We start from the raw sequence: 19,973 nt of genomic DNA on the forward strand, positions 1-19,973 counted from the left end.
CTCCCTTATTTTAAGTACTCTGCCATCGGCAGTAAGAAGCGCCGAGTATTACTCAGCAGCGATTCAATCAACGAACTATTTATGCTTCTGCAAGCTCTCAATACATAATCATCTTCCATTTCACCCACTTTCATTTGGCTTCCTTGTAGGCTTTGCAGTAGCGCCGATAACGCCTTTTGCTGCACATCTTCTGACGTAAAGTCATATTCCTTTGTTTTTTTATCAAAACACGCCGAAATCCAATTCCAACCACTCTGATTTAACAAAATTAGCGGCGTATTCATTCCTTCACAATATCCTTCAATAAGCGTCTTCAAGTGTACTTTTGCGCGCTCTGAGGATATGGCAGAAAAATGCCAAACACTGTTTTCTCGCCCTAATGAGATGCTTTCTCCTTCACGAATAAAAGCATTAAAAAACAAATGTTCTATCCATAATTGCACACCATCGTTAGCGGTAAGATAAGCGGGTCGATAGCGCAATATTCCTGACTCGTGAACATTTCGCAATAAACCTGTAATTTTGATCTCATGTATTTCACACTCAATCGGGTAGTCAACACGCCGATCACCATACTCTTTCACTTTTTCAGCTAATGGAGCAATATCATTTAATTGCTTCTCCCAAAATAGCTGACCAAATTGTTTTGCAGGTAATTGCCCCGAGGCTCTTAGTGCATGATAAAGAGGATTTGGATCTTCATCTTTGACTAACAAATCTAACACTTGGTCATTAATTTTGTAGCGTTGCAATCCACCTAATACAAAAGGCTCTTCTTCTGGAAGTTCAGTCTCTTCAATCGAGAAATGAACTTTCAAACGCTGCTGGAAAAATCCACGGATAGGGTGGCGGTAAAAACGTAAAATTTGTTCTAACGATAACTCTGTAATAGGTTCACGTTGTTTTAATACTGACGTAAACGACTTAGCCGCTTGCTCCGCGCTTTTTGCTGCGGGTAACCATTCTTGAGCGAAGCTTTGATAAAGGGAGCCAGAGGCAAAGTTCTCTTTTGCAAATGGCACTCGATTATGCTCAATGACCAAATACTGTTTTAGCCGCTGTGCACTTTCATCGATATTCAACGATTGGTCGCCATCTAGGCAGAAACTCTGACAGATATACTCCAATAATTCAGTGACTAATACCGATGGATTGCACTCTTGGTTATCTCGAATAGAACGTCCGATATAGCTAATATAAAGCCTTTTTGTTGCTGAATTTAATGCTTCTAAGAATAGGTATCGGTCATCATCACGACGCTTTCTATCGCCTCGCTGGACTTTTTCTGCCATTAAATCGAAACCGAGTGGTGGCACATTACGTGGGTATGCACCATCGTTCATACCCAGTAAACAAACCACTTTAAACGATACAGAACGCATTGGCATTAACGTACAAAAATTGACTGCACCGGCGAGGAAACGCTGGCTAATTTTTTCATCATCAAAACAAACCGATAACTCGTCGCGAATTAAACGTAATGGGATAGTTTCTTGGTAGTTGGCGGTCAACGCATTTTCAATAATTTTATGCCACTGTGTCGTGAGTAATGCTAAGACAACTTCAGTTTCACTATCGACTTTGAAGCAGCTATCGATTAACTGCTGGCAGATATCTTTCCATTCATCGAGCGTGCGTTCTTGCTCTAAGCGTGTTCGCCATTCTCTAAGTGTATCGACGAGTAATGCTAATTTCCCAGCCAGCTGAGCTGCGAGACCACTACATTCATCGTATGGCAGCACACCATTCCATGGGCCATTACGGCTATCCATCGCATAGCCAAGCAACATTCGGCTTAAACCAAATTGCCATGTATTTTGCCCAATAACCGGTAGCGATAGCGCTCTGACATTATCATCATCCAGCCCCCAGCGAATTCCGGATTCATTGACCCATCGCCTTAACAAACTCAGTTCACTCTCATCAATATCGAAACGAGCAGCAAACGCTGAAACCTCTAATAGCGTCAGTACTTGCTCCGTTGAAAATCGGCTTTGAGGTAAATCCAATAACATAATAAATGCTTGTAAGATTGGGTGTGCTTGTAGCGCTTTTCTGTCCGAAATGGAGAATGGAATATAGTGTGATGAGCCGGTGTTACCGAACACAGCCTGAATATATGGCGCATAACTGTCGATGTCAGCAACCATGACAATCACATCGCGGGGGGTTAATGTAGGCTCTTCTTCAAATAGCGCTAATAAACGATCCTGTAAAACTTCAACTTCACGCTGAGCACTATGACATGAATGAAATGTCACGGATTGATCGCTCGGATGAAGTGAGCGCTTCTGTGAGCTACTTTCATACTCATCTAAAGTCACGCCTAACTGAGCATGATTTTCAAGGTCGAGAATATCTTGCTGCAAATTTTCCAGAAGGTTATTTCGCCCATTATCAACAAAGGCAGACACTTCATTGGCGGCTTCAATTTGAGAAATAAAATATAAGTTATCCCGACCAAGCTTGCCCCACGATGCTAACAGTGGGTTTGCTAAATTTTGTTCACCTTCAGCGTTAAACAAGTTGGCAGCATGCTCATTAATTTTAAAGCGAGAAATTTCATGCTTATCCAAATAGTGGCGCAATTTTCGTTGCTGTAATCGCGCTAAAAAGGCACTGCTTTGAATGTCTCCCCAGTAATAGCGACACGGGTTGGTAAACATTAAATGGATATCTGAGTGTTCGGCAATTGCATTAAGCGCTTGTAAATACACAGGCGGCAAGGAGGAAATACCACAAATAAATAAGCGTGATGGTAAATTTTTAGCTAACTCTGGTGATGCTTTTAGCTTATCAATAAAGCTCTGATACAAGTTTGCTCGATGCCAAGGCGATTGACCAAGCTGCTCTGTATATTCCACCAAACATAACCATAATCTTTTTTGCCACAATTGATTTTCACTGAGCCCGTCAATCAATTCATTACGTTGCCACAGCGCAATCCATTCAGGTCTATAGACCAAATATTGGTCAAATAAATCGGCAATACGTCCTGATAGTTGATGTAATTTACGCTTGTCTGAATCATCTTGTAGATAGTGACGTAGAGGCTCAAATTCAGTTTCATTAATAACATTTGGCAAAATCGTCATTAACTTCCACGTCATCGCCTGTTTAGTATAGGCGCTCTCTTTGGGGATATCGGGAAGCACTCGACGGAACATATCCCAGATAAACGTAGCGGGTAATGGGTAGTTAATATTGGCGGCTATTCCGAAACGCTTAGCAAGCTCTATCTGTAGCCATTGGGACATACCAGGGCTTTGTACTAATACAATTTCTTGCTCAAAAGGATGAGTGAGAGGGTCATTCTCCATTAAGTGTGCAATTAGCTCTTTGAGCAGATCTAATTGGTTAGAATGATAAACCTGAAACATGACTCTCTCCTTTTGCGCACTGCCAGCGACTTATCGAATACAGTTTCCCGCCCACGAACAAGGACACCTTAGATTCACTACAGCCCCCAAGGCTTACATAATGCACGATTTTCATCTGCTTTCTTTGAGGATGGCCTTCTTGATACTGTTCTTCTTGAGACTGTGACTCCAGTTTCCATGGAAACTTATCATCAAAAGAGCGTTTGCCTTCTAGTGTTCCATGTAGAGCTCGAATTGCCTGTGAACCTTGATATATTTGATTAAAATTCAAAGCGATATATTGGCTGTAGTTTAGCAGAGCTATCAGCAAGATAGCAAAAATAACCACCGCAATCATCGACTCTACCAGTGCAAATCCTTGCTGTGAATTCCTCATTGGCAAAATCCTTTAATTGCCACTGGGCAGTAATCTATCCAGCCATTTTCACGGGCTTGTAGACGCCCTTCATTCCATATTGGTACAACCCATCGATATATCGTTAGCGATTGATTTTTCGAAAATTCTCCCCTACCCGATAAAATGAATTGATTATTTTTATAATGCTTAAGACAGCTAACCCACCCATGATTTGTTTCTCTCTGACACACCCAAGGACTCACCTTTTCAGCATTCAATTTCCAATGTTGAGCGAGCCCCCATGACAATGCTGATTCTGCTAAATTAAATGATTGGTAATATTTTTCTTCGCGGATTAATTCATGGCTAGCTCGAGCTTGGTAGTAATGTAATGCTTTTAAGAGTATGAGCCCGACACTCATTAAAACCATTACCATGATTAAGGCAATGTTGCCTTGCTGCGCATTTTTTGCCCTCATGGAATATTCCTTAGCAGTACAGAGGAATGATAATCAAACGTTTTATTAGGCAATAACATGCTTTCCACCGTCATAGATATCCCTAAAATTTTTGTGCTTGGCTGCCAATCAAAAGTCAGCTGATTCACTTTTACCATATTAGGATCAAACAACGACTGCCAGCGGGTACCATCGCAGTTTGTCACATTACGGTTAGACTCGAGCTTATTGTTGTTGAGTCTAAATCCAAAAAAATCGGAATGTAATGAACGGCCTTGTCCTATAATCCATTGCCCAGATAAATCCTGATCATAGGCAAAAATAATGCAAGAATTGGCCTGACGACTTAAGAACTTAGTGCTGATGGTTATTGCCTTTCCTTCACAATGAGGCTTGGAAGGTGACTGGCTGCAATGACCTATTCGACGAAAATCTTTTTCCATATTAATCAACACCTGCCGGATCTCCCTATCCAGTTGATATTGAAAAAAAGCCTGAAATAGTTGCTTAAATAACACAGGGATCGTATTCATCGCTGCAATGCAGACCAAACAGCCAATTAGCATTGCAATTAGTGTTTCTAGCAGAGAAAACCCCTTTTCTGCTTTATGCTCTTTAATGTCATTCAACATTTAGGAACACCTGCCAACGTTTGCTGGCTGCAACTGCGTACCCGACCCGCAGATGAAATAATCACGGATATTTGGTCACTTTCGTTACTGAGTTCAATTCGAAAAGGGCTACTGGTTCCTTGCCTACCGTAAAAGTGAATTGATTGTCTAGACGCGTGTTTGAGCTCAATTCGCTCAAATTTGTCACCCTTAAATTGGCTAATTTGTTGCGCTGCATCTGCATCCGTAACCACTAATTGCCACTCTTTTGATGTGGAACTTACTGTCATAATACGGTGCTGATTTAAATAGATGCCTTCCATTAGGTTACTGTAGATAAATTCGGCAGTTTGCCTCGCAGCATCAATAAGCTGTAGCCGCTTCACTTGCTGTTGCCATTGATAAAATGCCGGTAAAGCCACTATTGAACAAAGAAACAGAACAACCATAATTTCAATTAAAGTGAATCCCAGCTCATCAACATTGCTTTTTAGCCACTTTACTTTTCCCTGTATCAAACTCGCCTGCTCTGCCATTTCTTTATCCCTGTCACTCGCTCTTTATAAATAAGTTTGGAAGAAAATTTCACATGGCTACAGCCTACATTTTCTCTTCTTCAAAACGCTTCCCAAAAAAATGTCACTTTTGCATTTTTCTTAAATGCTTTTGGAAACGGCTTCGCAAAGTTAAGTGCCAAGATAAAAAAGTGTTCCCGAAAAATAAGGGAGACAGGTCAGAATAGTTTTCGGGGATAAGGCAAAAATTGGAAATAGCGGAAGTAATAAGGGTGAAAGAGAGTAAGCGTTAATCGAGGTGTAAAGGTATGGAGCAGCTTAAAAAATCGAATGAGCCGTAAAGATAATAAAAAATAAAGGCATAAACCGTATTATTTACAGGGTCTATGCGTGTCTATGCCTTTATATCAATCTACCCGCATTAGACCGTAAATGGATATTTTATTGCTTCGTGGCACTGATAACCTTCTAAGGTGAAATCATCAGTTGTTACCCACGTTTCAAGATCTTCCAAGGTTTTAATTTCAGGGTTAATCATCAAGCTTGGAGATGGATATGGTTCACGTTTTAATTGAACATCACGCATTAAAGGCAATTGGTTTTCATAAATATGTGCGTTCACAATTTTATGATAAGCCTTACCGGCTTTGTGGCCCGTAATACGCGCCATTAGCGCCAGCAGTACAAAACATTGAACCTGATTAAAATTAAGCCCAAGAGGCACGTCGCAGCTACGTTGGTATGACGTCAAATGCAGCGTATCGCCAAGTAGTGAAAACGTGTGTGTGTGCATGCAAGGACGTAAGCAGCCCATTTCGAACTCACCAGGATTATAGAAAGTCACGATTTCCGCGCGGTCATCAATACCGTTTTTCAGGTTATTAACCACTTTCTTTAATTGGTCAAGATGAGAGCCATCAGGGCGCTGCCATGAGCGACCTTGGACGCCATAAACGCGCCCCATATCATCTTCACCTTTACGATGCGGGTTATCTAACCATGCTTGGTTTTCATTAGCATTGGCATTCCAAGTGTTACAACCAATTTCACGGAACTGCGCTGCATTATCATAGCCACGCAAGTACCCTAATAACTCGGCAATAGCGGCTTTATAAAAGCTTTTACGCGTCGTAATTAAAGGGAATTGATTGTTGCCCACATCATATTCGAGGTCGGCATTAATCACGGTTAAACAGCGAACACCAGTACGCTTGTTTTCAACCCATTGACCTTCATCGATAATACGTTGGCATAACTCAAGATACGGCTTCATAGTGGCTCTCTTACTCCGAAATACAGGCGGTTTGTGTTATCGAATATCCCTCAATAACACAAACCGAAAATGACTTAATTTACTGCTTATTAGCGCGATTTGCTGTCTACGTTATTTATTGCCTACGCGACTCGCTATCTGCACCACTTGCTATCGACACTACTGGTTATCGACGCTACTTGTTATCTACGCTACTTACTATCAACGTTTTTAGCGGGCTTATGGGCAGGGATATTTTTACCGTATTTGTAAGCCCAGATAATCATCAATACACCGATAATAATCATCGGAATCGAGAGAATTTGCCCCATACTGATGCCACCGAATAAACCTAATTGTGCATCTGGTTGTCTGAAGAATTCAACGATGATACGGAATGCACCATAACCGATAAGGAACAGACCCGATACGCTCCCCATTGGGCGAGGTTTACGTACAAATAAATTCAATATCAGGAATAAAACGATGCCTTCTAAAACCATTTCATACAGCTGGGATGGGTGTCTTGGCAATACACCGTATTGCTCAAGGATAGGCAATAGAGACGGGTCTTGTGCCGCAAGCTGGATATCTTCACTTCTTGAGTGAGGGAATAAAAACGCCCATGGTGTATCTAGGGTAACCCGTCCCCATAGCTCGCCATTAATAAAGTTACCGATACGCCCCATTCCAAGACCAAAAGGAATCAACGGTGCAACAAAATCAGAAACTTGTAAGAAACGGCGTTTCGTACGATAGGCAAACCACATCATGGCACAGATAACCCCAATCAAACCGCCGTGGAAGGACATGCCTCCATCCCACACTTTGAACAGATACAGAGGGTCATCTAAGAAAACAGGCAAATTATAGAAGAAAACATAGCCAAGTCGTCCACCTACAAATACACCGACAAAGCCAATATACAATAAGTTCTCGACTTCATTTTTTGTCCAGCCGCTGTTTGGCTTAGAAGCGCGACGTCCCGCTAACCATAGCGCAAAAACGAATCCGACAAGGTACATAAAACCATACCAGTGCAAAGAGACTGGGCCAATCGAGAACATTACGGGATCAATTTCCGGAAATGCTAAGTAGCTGTTACTCATCGTTCCCCACTTTAAAATAATTGAGTCAAAAATTATGCCGCATAATAACACGAGGTTATTGCCAGCATATAATTACATATTAATAACATAGAAGATCAAACTAGATCCCGCCACGCACAAAACCACCAAGTCCATTTCTTTCCATAAACTCGCTGATCTTATGGCGGACATTTTCGCTGGTTTCTGCGCCGAGCAAATCAGGCACTAACTCAGCCATCAATTGAGGATCAAGCTGACGAATTAAATATTTCATGCGAGGAACACTGCGCCCACTCATACTCAAACTACGATAACCTAATGCAATCAGCACCATAGCACTTAATGGCTGTCCTGCCATTTCGCCGCATACACTAATCGGCAGGCCTATACGCTGACATTCCATATGTACCATGGATAGAAAACGCACCACCGCAGGGTGCAGGTTATCATAGAGCGCCGCCACATGAGTGTTATTACGGTCGACGGCGAGTAAATATTGTGTAAAGTCGTTGGTACCGATCGAAATAAAATCAACTCGCTGCTTTAACTCTGGCAGCAAAAACAGGAGCGAAGGTACTTCCAACATCACGCCAATTGGAGGTAAATCAATCGATTTTCCGAGTTGTTGGCTCACTTCATTTCTGGCGCGATTAATCAGCCCGATCGCCTCATCCACCTCATTAATGCTAGTGATCATCGGCAATAAAATATGTAAATTGCCCGTATCTTGGTTAGCTCTCAGCATAGAACGCAGCTGAATCAAAAAGATTTCAGGCTGATCCAGCATAATTCGGATCCCGCGCCACCCCAAGCAAGGATTTTCCTCGCTGATCGGCATGTAAGGCAGTTGTTTGTCTGCACCGATATCTAAGGTTCTTAATACCACCGGTTTCGTTGCAAAAAGTTGCAGTACATCCCGATATAACTGCTTCTGTTCATCCTCAGATGGAAAGCCATTGTGCAGCATAAATGGCAGTTCGGTTCGATATAATCCAACACCATCCACCCCATCATGAATTTGCTGTTCATAGCGAGGGCTCAATCCGGCGTTGAGGCAAATATCCACATGCTCACCGTTTTTGAGTACTGCATCTTGAGAAAGTGTGCCTTCCGCTAATCGGCTAAGCACATTTTCTTCTTCAATAATTTGCTGGTATTCCTGAGCAATAAAATTTTCAGGCTCAATAAACACTTCGCCACGATAGCCATCCAAAATCAGATGGCGATTATGTAATAAGGAAGGCTCAATATCCGCCCCCATAATCGCGGGGATCCCCATCGCTCGGATCAAAATCGCAGAGTGGGAGTGCGTTGCACCATCGCGCACAATCACCCCCGCTAATTGTTCAAGTGGTAATTCTGCAAGAACGCTCGCACTTAGCTCATCAGCCACCAAAATAAAACGGTCTGGCCATTGGCTAGTTTGTGTCAGTGAATCATCGAGATGAAATAATAAGCGCTGCCCTAAGGTGCGAAGGTCGGAGCCGCGCTCTCTTAAATAGAGGTCACGTAAACGTGAGAACTGCAAAGCGTAATCTTCGATGACGGTTTTCACTGCCCATTCAGCCACCGCCCCTTGATTAATCGCCATAAATAACCGTTTTTTCAGTTGGGGGTCATTAAGCAAGTGATTATACAGGTCGAAAATAGCTGCGCTTTCTTTCGATGAGCTCGCCATAAATCGCTTACTAATACGACGAAATTCTGCCGCCGCACTTTCCAGCGCTATCACCAAGCGTTGACGCTCTTCATCAATATTCAATGTGGTCGCTTGATACACATTGTCTAAAGAAGGTTGGGAGGTATCTTGCCAGCCATAAGCCATCGAAATTCCTTGAGAAACCGGGATAGCTTTGAGGCGATTTTGTCGATATTGCCCGAAAATACCTTTTGTTTGCGCTTGGGATAAAATCACCGCTAACTGCATCGATAGCGTGACCATAAAGGACTCTTCCGTCTCGCTGAATAACCGTTTTTCTCGCTGCTGAACCACCAGCACGCCCAGTAATTGGCGTCGATAAACAACAGGCACACCTAGAAAGGCTTTGAGCTGTTCTTCTTTGAGTTGAGGGAGGTATTTGAATTGCGGGTGTTCGCGAATATCGGCGAGGTTCAGCATTTCCGATTGTCGACCGACTGCACCAACAACCCCTTCGTCGAATCCTAAACGAATAGCAATCCCGCTAGGCTTTTTCAGCCCACGGGTTGCCATTAGGTAATAACATTGGCGAGGATGATCGGCTAAGTAAATCGAGCACACATCGGTGCGCATCGCTTTGCACGTCTCATTGACCAAAACTTCAAGAGCTTGAGTCAGGCTGGTCGCCATCGCGACCTTTTCGACAATGTCACGTAAACGCGTCAACATAGGCTTACTTAACTCCGCGCCTACGATTATTAAAAACAGGTCGTTGTGGTAATTTCTGTTCCTGCAAAGGCATAACTACGGGAGCGAATTCCTTCATCACGCGGCGATAAACTTCGCGCTTAAAAGAGACCACTTGCCTAACAGGATACCAATAACTGACCCACCGCCAGCCGTCAAATTCTGGCGATTTACTGCGCTGCACGTTTATATCGGCGTCATTACATTGGAGTTGAAGTAAAAACCAACGTTGTTTCTGTCCAATACAAACAGGTTTTGTATCCCAACGCACCAAACGCTTAGGTAATTTGTAGCGTAACCAATTACGGGTAGATGCAAGTAACCTTACATCTTTACGCTGTAGTCCGACTTCCTCGTATAACTCACGATACATCGCTTGTTCTGGCGATTCCCCCGGGTTAATTCCACCTTGAGGAAATTGCCAAGAATGCTGACCATAACGGCGAGCCCATAAGACTTGACCTTGCCGATTACAAATTACAATTCCTACATTCGGGCGGTAGCCATCATCATCGATCACTAGACTACCTCAATAACCAAATTTGAAAGATGCCTAATTGTTTCACACATACCCAAACTGGTAAACCTATATCAATACAGTTTGCAGATATGTCTGAAGTAATTACAATAGTCTGCGTCTCAACGGGGTGCCAATTTGGGCTGAGAAATAACCCGTAGAACCTGATCCGGCTAATACCGGCGTAGGGATTTGAGCTACCGCCTACAAATTATTGTATCGGTCCCTCCTCAAATCCTGTGTTTTTTATGATTTACGCAGGAATTACAATGACTAAAAATAAACTCTTTACCTCACTCATTGCCTTAACCACCTTAAGTTTTGCTGCATTCGCCTCTGCCGAAAAACCAACGTTGACGGTATATACCTATGATTCCTTTGCTGCAGAATGGGGACCAGGTCCTCAAATCAAAAAGAATTTCGAAGCTCAATGTGAATGCGAGTTAAAACTGGTTTCTCTAGGGGATGGTGTTGCGCTACTGAATCGTCTACGTATGGAAGGAGCTAAAAGCAAAGCCGACATTATCTTAGGGTTAGATAACAACTTGCTCGATTCCGCAGAAAAAACTGGCTTATTTGCCCCAGCAGATATCAAAACGGATGCGCTTAAATTACCTATCGAATGGACAAGCAAAACATTCATTCCTTATGATTATGGTTATTTCGCCTTTATCTATGACACCAATAAAATCAAGCAACCGCCAAAAAGCATGGATGAACTGCTTGATAGCAAAAATAAGTGGAAAATCATTTACCAAGATCCACGTACCAGCACCCCAGGATTAGGATTAATGCTGTGGATTGAGAAAATCTACGGTGATAAATCGGCTAATGCATGGAAGAAAATGGCAGCGAAAACACTGACCGTGACCAAAGGTTGGAGTGAGTCTTATGGCTTGTTCTTAAAAGGTGAAGGAGATTTTGTCCTGAGCTACACCTCTTCGCCGGGTTATCAAATTTTAAATGATAAGAAAGACAACTACGCGGCAGCATTGTTCGATGAAGGGCATTATATGCAAGTCGAAGTGGCGGCAAGATTAAAACACAGCCCGCAGCCTGAACTGGCAAAACAGTTCTTACAGTTTATGTTAACCCCTGAATTCCAAGGCACATTACCAACCACTAACTGGATGTATCCGGTTATCGATATGCCGTTGCCTGAAGTGTATAACGTGCTACCACTGCCTGCTAAATCCCTGCAATTTAGCGCGGAAGAAGTGGCTAAAGAACGTCAAACGTGGACACGTTTATGGCAAACCGCCGTCAGTCGTTAATCAATTTAACCTTATTACCGGGGGCAATAGCCTCCGGTCTTTTAATCGTCGTTGCCCTGCTCGCTTTTGGGGCGCTGTGGTTTTTCGCACCTGAAGTTTCCCTCCGCGAGATAATCGACGACGATTATTTATGGCATGTCATCGGTTTTACGTTTTGGCAGGCATTGCTTTCCGCTATTTTTTCCATTATTCCCGCTATTTTTCTTGCAAGAGCCCTGTATCGCCGGCGATTTTGGGGAAGAATACTCTTGCTCCGCTTGTGTGCAATGACCCTTGTTTTACCCGTTTTAGTCGCCGTTTTCGGTATTTTGTCGGTATATGGACAAACCGGATGGCTAGCAAAACTGTGCCTATGGCTTGGTGTTGACTATCAGTTTTCCCCTTATGGTCTGCGTGGCATTTTATTGGCGCATATCTTTTTCAATATGCCACTCGCCACCCGGATGTTGCTGCAATCCCTTGAAAATATTGCCATTGAGCAGCGTCAAAGTGCCGCTCAACTTGGGTTTAATGAGTGGCAGCAATTTACCATTCTAGAGTGGCCTTATTTACGCCGTCAGATATTGCCAACAGGCGCGCTGATTTTCATGCTCTGCTTTGCCAGCTTTGCGACGGTACTGGCTCTGGGTGGTGGTCCTGCGGCGACCACTATCGAACTCGCGATTTACCAAGCACTGAGCTATGACTTTGATTTAGGCCGAGCCACACTGCTTGCGTTAATTCAGTTGGGATGTTGCGTAGGGTTAATGCTTATTTGCCAACGTATTAACCATGCCTTTTCCGTTGGATTTAGCCACCAAACATCATGGTTTGATCCTGCCGATAACCTATTTCGCCGTTTACGTGACTGGCTGGTGATCGCAGCAGCTATTTTGCTATTAATTCCGCCGTTATTAGCGGTCATTGTTGATGGGCTCAATGGTCAATTACTGGATGTTTTACAGCAATCTGCGTTATGGCAAGCCACATTGACCTCACTGTTTATTGCTCTCTGTGCTGGAATTTTGTGCGTGATCCTCACGCTAATGCTGCTATGGAGTAGCCGTGAACTGCGTTTAAGAAATGCATTAAAACTTGGACAAGCTATTGAGCTAAGCGGGCTGATTATTCTGGCGATGCCGGGTATTGTGCTGGCGACTGGCTTTTTTATCTTTTTCAATGAAACCATTGGAATACCCGAAACTCCTTATCCGTTGGTGATCATGACTAACGCCTTACTCGCTATCCCTTACGCGCTAAAGGTACTGGATAACCCAATGCGAGATCTGGCTCAACGCTATAATCCGTTATGCCAATCACTCGAAATTACTGGTTTTAATCGATTTAAAATCATTGAATTACGAGCATTACGCAAACCTATCGCACAAGCATTGGCATTCGCTTGCGTGATTTCGATTGGGGATTTTGGCGTGGTCGCCTTGTTTGGTAATGAAGAGTTCCGCACCTTGCCTTACTATCTTTATCAACAGATTGGCGCGTATCGAACCAATGATGGAGCGGTTACCGCGATGTTATTGTTGTTACTCTGTTTCTGCCTGTTTAGCCTACTCGAACGCCTATCGGGGAAAACTCATGATTGAATTACAAAATCTAGATTATCAATACGATAACCTAAATATGCATTTTGATATTGCGGTAGCTTCGGGGGAACGAGTTGCCGTAATGGGTCCTAGTGGCGCAGGCAAAAGCACGCTGCTCAGCCTAATTAGTGGGTTTCAATTTCCTCGCAGTGGCACTATCACCTTAAATGGTGAAAATCATACATTTACGCCCCCAGCTAAACGCCCTGTTTCCATGTTATTTCAAGAAAATAACCTGTTTGCTCACCTAACTGTGAGGCAAAATATTGGGCTAGGTTTACAACCGAGCTTACGTTTGAGTGCATCGCAAATGGCTGAAGTTGAACAAATGGCGCAGCAGGTCAGTTTAACCGACTGTTTAGATCGAACACCAGCGCAGTTATCCGGTGGGCAGCGTCAACGAGCCGCACTCGCCCGCTGTTTAATTCGCAATCAACCGATTTTATTGCTGGATGAGCCGTTTTCCGCCCTTGACCCTGCGCTGCGCAGTGAAATGCTGCAACTACTCAATGACGTTTGCGTGAATAAATCCATCACATTATTAATGGTATCTCACAGTATTGAAGACTCGCTACAAATCGCCCCTCGTAGCTTAGTGGTCGCCGATGGTGCAATTGTGTATGACGGCGATACCGAAACACTGTTACAAGGCAAAACTAACGCTTCTGCATTATTGGGCATTTCTAATTAGCTCGATAAATAACACTGTATAAATTCCCACTACTCGCGTATATTAATTTGCAGATTATTTACGCGAGTTTCCTTTATGCCTCAGTCAAATACCCCCGCGGAAAAAGGCTTTATTCTTAGCCGCCATTGGCGAGATACCCGCTACGGTGTCGAGGTAAGCTATTGGTTACTCACGGATAATAAACCACAAAAAGTCATTGTTCCCTATCAACAAGCCGTGGGTTTTTTACCTGAATCCAAGTTTTCCCTAGTACGTCATTTAATTGAAGGACAAGCTGATATCAGCTATCGCTCCGTGGAACTGCGAGATTTTAAACGCGAAAAAGTCTATGCCATCTATTGCCAGCAATATCGTCAATTACAAAACCTAGATAAAAACTGCCAAGCATTAGGCGTTGAACTGCTGGAAACCGATATTCGCCCTTGTGAGCGTTATTTAATGGAGCGCTTTATTACCGCTCCCGTGTGGTTTTCTCGCAATCGTCAGGGGAAATATCAACTCAAACCCTGTGAAGGTTATCGCCCGACACTGCACGCCGTTTCCCTCGATATTGAAACTAGCCAACATGGGGAGCTTTATTCGATTGGATTATCTGGCTGCGGTGACAATGTGGTGTTTATGTTGGGACCCGATCAAGGCCCTGCTCTGAATGACCAACATCGACTCGTGTATACCACCAGCCGCCCTCAATTACTTGAAAAATTGAACGAATGGCTGCAACAGTACGATCCCGATGCCATCATCGGCTGGAATCTGATCCAGTTTGATTTGCAAGTTTTACAAAAGCATGCAGAGCGCTATGGCATCTCTCTGTTGCTCGGTCGGCAAGGGAAAAAACTCGAATGGCGAGAACACGGTTTTAAGCAAGGTGTCTTTTTTGCCTCTGCTGAAGGTCGCCTAATTATCGATGGTATTGATGCGTTAAAATCGGCGACATGGAGTTTTAGCTCATTCAGTTTGGAATCCGTTGCCCAGCAGCTCCTTGGGGAAGGGAAAGCGATTGATACTCCCTATGATCGTATGGATGAAATTAACCGCCGCTTCGCTCACGATAAACCCGCCCTCGCCCATTACAATATTCAAGACTGTATATTGGTGCATCGCATCTTTGAGAAAACCGATTTAATGGCGTTCTTGCAAGAGCGCTCGACGGTCACGGGGTTAGCAGCCGATCGCATGGGGGGCTCGGTAGCCGCCTTTTCCCATTTATATATTCCTCGGCTACACCGCTTAGGGTTTGTTGCCCCAACGCTCTGTGAGCAGAAGTTTCAGCTCAATCCCGGTGGATTTGTCATGGATTCTCAGCCGGGTTTGTATGACTCCGTTTTAGTGCTTGATTATAAAAGCCTGTATCCCTCTATTATTCGTACCTTTTTAATTGACCCAGCAGGCATGATTGAAGGGCTTGCACACCCAGACCCTGAACACTCTGTTGAAGGGTTTCGCGGTGCTTGGTTTTCCCGTACAACCCATTGCTTGCCAGATATTGTCAGCCATATTTGGCAAGGTCGTGATAAAGCCAAACAGCAAAAAAATGCCCCGCTTTCTCAAGCCCTCAAAATTATTATGAATGCTTTTGCTGGGGTTTTGGGTGCCGATGGATGCCGCTTTTTTGATCCGCGATTAACCGCGTCAATCACCATGCGTGGTCATGAAATCATGCGAATTACCAAACAATTGATTGAATCCCAAGGATATCAGGTAATTTATGGGGACACCGATTCCACCTTTGTTTGGCTACGAGATCCCCATACTGATGAACAAGCTCAAAAAGTGGGCTATCAACTGCGTGACCATGTAAATAATTGGTGGAAACAGCATCTTAAAGAAGAGTGGCAACTTGATGGTGTGCTCGAGCTTGAGTATGAAACCCATTATCGGCGCTTTTTGATGCCAACAATTAGAAGCACAGACCAAGGCAGTAAAAAACGCTATGCGGGTTTAAGCCAAGATACGATGGTTTTTAAAGGCTTAGAAACCATTCGTTCAGACTGGACACCTCTCGCTCAAAATTTCCAAAAAGAGCTGTATACGCGCATTTTTTATCGCCAGCCTTATCGGGAATTTATTCGCGACTATATTCATGCCATTCGTTCAGGAGAATATGACGATCGCTTGATTTACCGCAAGCGCCTACGGCGTAAATTGTCAGATTATCAACGTAATGTGCCACCTCATGTACGAGCCGCACGCCAAGCCGATGAGTACAATTTGCAATTACAGCGCCCATTGCAATATCAAAATGGGGGGTGGATTAGTTATATCATCACTCAAGCGGGTCCTGAGCCATTAGAGACCGTGACTGCGAAGCCTGACTATGAGCATTATATTCTTAAGCAAATCAAACCTATCGCCGATGGAATTCTGCCATTTCTGCAAGATGATTTTGACGCCATTTTGACAGGGCAAATTAATCTTTTGTTTTAAAGCCTAACGAACAGCGAGAATTGTACAATTCTTATTACAATTGCCGCATTTTTAACAGGTGACGATAAGCGAATGTTGAATTAATATAACGCCCCTTTGATATCTCGACCTGTTATACGCACAGCTTGGCGAGAAAATCGGCTATACTCATCATAATTCGAGCAACGCGACTCGAAAGAGAAAAGAGCTATAATTGCCAAACGGCAAAACGATTAAAAAATTTCGCATCACCCTTGGTATATAACCGTTATATCAACACTGGGCAAAGACACCGGTTAGTTGTCTTAAACATCTAAAAATAAACAATCAAAATTATGGAATTAAATTAAACCTATGCCATTTACTCTTGGTCAACGCTGGATCAGCGACACAGAAAGCGAACTTGGGTTAGGCGCCGTCGTGGCTATTGATGCCCGTATGGTGACGTTGCTTTTCCCTGCCACTGGGGAAAACCGACTGTACTCACGTAGTGATGCCCCAATTACCCGAGTGATGTTCAACGAAGGTGATACCATCACTAGTCACGAAGGTTGGCAGCTACAAGTTGAAAGTATTCAAGAAGATAAAGGGTTATTGACCTACACAGGAACGCGTTTAGACACCCAAGAAGTGGATGTCAGCCTGAGAGAAGTGTTCCTTGATAGCAAGCTAACGTTTAATAAGCCACAAGATAGACTGTTCGCCGGTCAAATCGATCGTATGGATCGTTTTGCTCTGCGTTTTCGCGCACGTAAATTTCAAAGCGAACAAGTTAAACACCAATCTACGGGCCTGCGTGGGATCCGCGCGAGTTTGATCCCGCATCAGTTGCATATTGCTAACGAAGTCGGTAAGCGCCACAATCCACGAGTTTTACTGGCGGATGAAGTGGGCTTAGGGAAAACCATCGAAGCGGGTATGATAATCCATCAACAATTGATGGCAGGTCGTGCTGAGCGTGTATTGATCATTGTCCCAGATAGCTTACAGCATCAATGGCTGGTGGAAATGCTACGCCGTTTTAACCTGCGTTTTTCCCTGTTTGATGATAGCCGCTACAGCGAAGCCCAACACGACAGCGATAACCCATTTGAAACTGAGCAATTAGTCCTGTGTTCTCTGGATTTTGTTCGTCGTAATAAACAGCGTTTTGACCAACTCGTCGAAGCGGGCTGGGACATGATGGTCGTCGATGAAGCTCACCATCTGCAATGGAGCGAAACTGCCCCAAGCCGTGAATATCAAGTGATTGAAACCTTAGCAGAACATGTTCCTTCTGTTTTACTGCTAACGGCAACACCGGAGCAATTAGGCCAAGAGAGCCACTTTGCGCGTTTGCGCCTCCTCGACCCTAACCGCTTCCATGACTATCAAGAGTTCTTAGCCGAGCAAGAAAATTATCGCCCTGTCGCCGATGCGGTTTCACTGCTACTTTCAGGCGATAAACTGACGAATGACCAGCAAAACCTGCTCAACGAGCTTATCAAAGAACAAGATATTGAGCCGTTATTAAAAGCCGCTAATCTTGAAGGCGATGACAGCCAAGTCGCTCGCCAAGAACTGATCCATATGCTGATGGACAGACACGGTACTAGCCGCCTGTTATTTAGAAACACCCGTAATGGTGTCAAAGGCTTTCCACGCCGTGAATTGCATTCTTTAAAAATGCCACTGCCAACTCAATACCAAACGGCAATCAAAGTCGCTGGCATTATGGGCACGAAAAAGGATGTGGAAACTCGCGCAAAAGAGATGCTGTATCCGGAACAAATCTACCAAGAATTTGAAGGTGAAAACGCCACTTGGTGGAACTTCGACCCGCGTGTTGAATGGCTGATGGGCTTCTTAACCGCAAATCGCCATGAAAAAGTACTGGTTATCTGTGCCAAAGCCGCTACAGCACTGCAACTTGAGCAAGTTCTGCGTGAGCGTGAAGGGATCCGTGCGGCGGTATTCCACGAAGGTTTATCCCTGTTAGAGCGTGACCGTGCTGCTGCATACTTTGCTTCACAAGAAGAAGGCGCGCAGGTATTGCTGTGTTCTGAAATTGGTTCAGAAGGTCGTAACTTCCAGTTTGCTAACCAATTAGTGATGTTTGACCTGCCATTCAACCCTGACTTGCTTGAGCAGCGTATTGGTCGTTTGGATCGTATTGGTCAAAGCCGCGATATCGTAATCAACGTGCCTTACTTGGAAAATACCGCACAAGCCGTATTAATTCGTTGGTACCATGAAGGTTTAGATGCTTTTGAGCATACTTGCCCTACCGGTCGTACTATTTACGATAAATATTACCAACAATTGCTGCAATTTATGGCTGAGCCAACCATCACTGACGGGTTTGATGAATTTATTAAAACCAGCCGTGAAGAGCACGATGCACTCAAAGCACAGTTAGAGCAAGGTCGTGACCGTTTGCTGGAAATGCACTCAAATGGCGGTGAAGCCGGTAATAAATTAGCCGAAGAGATTGGTGAAGGCGATAACGAGACTGAGCTGGTTAACTTTGCACTGAACCTGTTTGATATTGTTGGGATCAACCAAGAAGATAAGAGTGATAACTTAATTATCCTCACACCGTCCGACCATATGTTAGTGCCTGATTTTCCAGGATTACCGCAAGATGGCTGCACGATCACTTTTGACCGCGAACAAGCACTTTCCCGCGAAGATACGCAGTTTATTAGCTGGGAACATCCGATTATTCGCAACGGTTTGGATTTAGTATTATCCAGCGATACGGGTAGCTGTGCAGTTTCCGTGTTGAAAAACAAAGCGTTGCCAGTAGGCACCTTGCTGACCGAACTGATTTATGTGGTAGAAGCTCAAGCGCCGAAACAGCTGCAAATCAGCCGTTTTTTACCGGCGACTCCAGTTCGTTTATTGATTGATTTAAAAGGTAATAATCTATCTTCACAAGTGGAGTTTGAGAGCTTTAACCGCCAATTAAATGCCATCAACCGTCATATGGCGAGCAAGTTGGTTAATGCGGTTCAAAACGAAGTGCATTCTGTATTACGCCTCTCTGAACCGATGGTCGAGAAAGAAGCAAAATCCATTATTGAGAATGCCAAAGAAGCTGCTGATAAAGCCCTGACTCTGGAACTGTCTCGCTTGGAAGCGCTGAAAGCGGTTAACCCAAATATCCGTGATGAAGAACTCGATATTATCGAGGAAGAGCGTCGCCAATTGATGATCAACATCGACCAAGCTTCATGGCGCCTCGACGCTATCCGCTTAGTAGTTGTCACGCATCAGTAGAGAATATAGCACGACACTCCCCGAGATTATGCGAGTTACAGCGGTGCTGGCTGATAGCAGCCAGCACCGCTACAGCATGAAGAATGAAGGATAAAAAGTAGATATTTATAGTTTGGCTTTTGACTTTATATCTCTATTATTAGCCAAAATTATTCGCGTTGTAGCTAGGCGGCAAACGAAGATATCCTTGGGAGCATACACAAGTATGTGACTAGGG

14 protein-coding genes and 1 riboswitch are annotated in these 19,973 nt (G+C 43.9%); of the genes, 5 read left to right on the forward strand and 9 right to left on the reverse strand.

Features of this window, described 5'->3' with window-relative positions; translation table 11 throughout:
* Window positions 1-5: 5 nt before the first annotated feature.
* The 9 genes from recC to rppH all read right to left on the reverse strand — a co-directional run bounded on the left by recC (window position 6) and on the right by rppH (window position 10,547).
* Complete coding sequence (gene recC, locus HFU86_RS15660) at window positions 6-3,380, reverse strand: exodeoxyribonuclease V subunit gamma (protein ID WP_187129628.1); 3,375 nt, start codon at window positions 3,378-3,380, stop codon at window positions 6-8.
* Complete coding sequence (locus tag HFU86_RS15665) at window positions 3,358-3,756, reverse strand: type IV pilus modification PilV family protein (RefSeq protein WP_187129629.1); 399 nt, start codon at window positions 3,754-3,756, stop codon at window positions 3,358-3,360. The genes recC and HFU86_RS15665 overlap by 23 nt, the downstream gene beginning before the upstream one ends.
* A complete protein-coding gene (locus HFU86_RS15670) occupies window positions 3,753-4,196 on the reverse strand; it encodes a DUF2509 family protein (RefSeq protein ID WP_187129630.1) in 444 nt (147 codons plus the stop codon). Before HFU86_RS15670 ends, HFU86_RS15665 begins: the two co-directional genes overlap by 4 nt.
* On the reverse strand, window positions 4,193-4,807 hold the full coding sequence (locus HFU86_RS15675) for a prepilin peptidase-dependent protein (protein ID WP_187129631.1): 615 nt from the start codon (window positions 4,805-4,807) through the stop codon (window positions 4,193-4,195). Before HFU86_RS15675 ends, HFU86_RS15670 begins: the two co-directional genes overlap by 4 nt.
* Window positions 4,801-5,322 carry a GspH/FimT family pseudopilin gene (locus HFU86_RS15680; protein ID WP_132496524.1) on the reverse strand — a complete coding sequence of 174 codons (522 nt, stop codon included), beginning with the start codon at window positions 5,320-5,322 and terminating at the stop codon, window positions 4,801-4,803. Before HFU86_RS15680 ends, HFU86_RS15675 begins: the two co-directional genes overlap by 7 nt.
* Before the next feature lie 400 nt (window positions 5,323-5,722).
* Window positions 5,723-6,574, reverse strand: a complete 852-nt coding sequence (locus tag HFU86_RS15685; protein ID WP_132496525.1) for a thymidylate synthase — start codon at window positions 6,572-6,574, stop codon at window positions 5,723-5,725.
* Window positions 6,575-6,765: 191 nt separating this feature from the next.
* Window positions 6,766-7,662, reverse strand: a complete 897-nt coding sequence (gene lgt / locus HFU86_RS15690; RefSeq protein ID WP_132496526.1) for a prolipoprotein diacylglyceryl transferase — start codon at window positions 7,660-7,662, stop codon at window positions 6,766-6,768.
* 100 nt (window positions 7,663-7,762) lie between these two features.
* Window positions 7,763-10,009: a phosphoenolpyruvate--protein phosphotransferase gene (gene ptsP, locus HFU86_RS15695; protein WP_187129632.1), complete on the reverse strand. Its 2,247-nt coding sequence runs from the start codon at window positions 10,007-10,009 to the stop codon at window positions 7,763-7,765.
* 4 nt (window positions 10,010-10,013) lie between these two features.
* Window positions 10,014-10,547 (reverse strand): RNA pyrophosphohydrolase, encoded by a 534-nt coding sequence (gene rppH / locus HFU86_RS15700; RefSeq protein ID WP_006659219.1) that lies wholly within the window; start codon window positions 10,545-10,547, stop codon window positions 10,014-10,016.
* A 113-nt stretch (window positions 10,548-10,660) separates the two neighbouring features.
* Window positions 10,661-10,753: riboswitch (TPP riboswitch) on the forward strand.
* A 60-nt stretch (window positions 10,754-10,813) separates the two neighbouring features.
* Between rppH and thiB the strand changes: the two genes are divergently transcribed.
* The 5 genes from thiB to rapA all read left to right on the forward strand — a co-directional run bounded on the left by thiB (window position 10,814) and on the right by rapA (window position 19,756).
* Complete coding sequence (gene thiB / locus HFU86_RS15705) at window positions 10,814-11,818, forward strand: thiamine ABC transporter substrate binding subunit (RefSeq protein WP_187129633.1); 1,005 nt, start codon at window positions 10,814-10,816, stop codon at window positions 11,816-11,818.
* Window positions 11,794-13,398, forward strand: coding sequence for a thiamine/thiamine pyrophosphate ABC transporter permease ThiP (gene thiP / locus HFU86_RS15710; protein ID WP_187129634.1), 1,605 nt, complete (start codon window positions 11,794-11,796; stop codon window positions 13,396-13,398). The genes thiB and thiP overlap by 25 nt, the downstream gene beginning before the upstream one ends.
* Window positions 13,391-14,089, forward strand: coding sequence for a thiamine ABC transporter ATP-binding protein ThiQ (thiQ, locus tag HFU86_RS15715; RefSeq protein WP_187129635.1), 699 nt, complete (start codon window positions 13,391-13,393; stop codon window positions 14,087-14,089). The genes thiP and thiQ overlap by 8 nt, the downstream gene beginning before the upstream one ends.
* 75 nt (window positions 14,090-14,164) lie before the next feature.
* Window positions 14,165-16,516, forward strand: coding sequence for a DNA polymerase II (locus HFU86_RS15720; RefSeq protein WP_187129636.1), 2,352 nt, complete (start codon window positions 14,165-14,167; stop codon window positions 16,514-16,516).
* A gap of 333 nt (window positions 16,517-16,849) precedes the next feature.
* Window positions 16,850-19,756: an RNA polymerase-associated protein RapA gene (rapA, locus tag HFU86_RS15725; RefSeq protein WP_187129637.1), complete on the forward strand. Its 2,907-nt coding sequence runs from the start codon at window positions 16,850-16,852 to the stop codon at window positions 19,754-19,756.
* Window positions 19,757-19,973: the final 217 nt, after the last annotated feature.

It is taken from the genome of Providencia sp. JUb39 (assembly GCF_012272845.1).
Lineage (GTDB): Bacteria > Pseudomonadota > Gammaproteobacteria > Enterobacterales > Enterobacteriaceae > Providencia > Providencia lanzhouensis.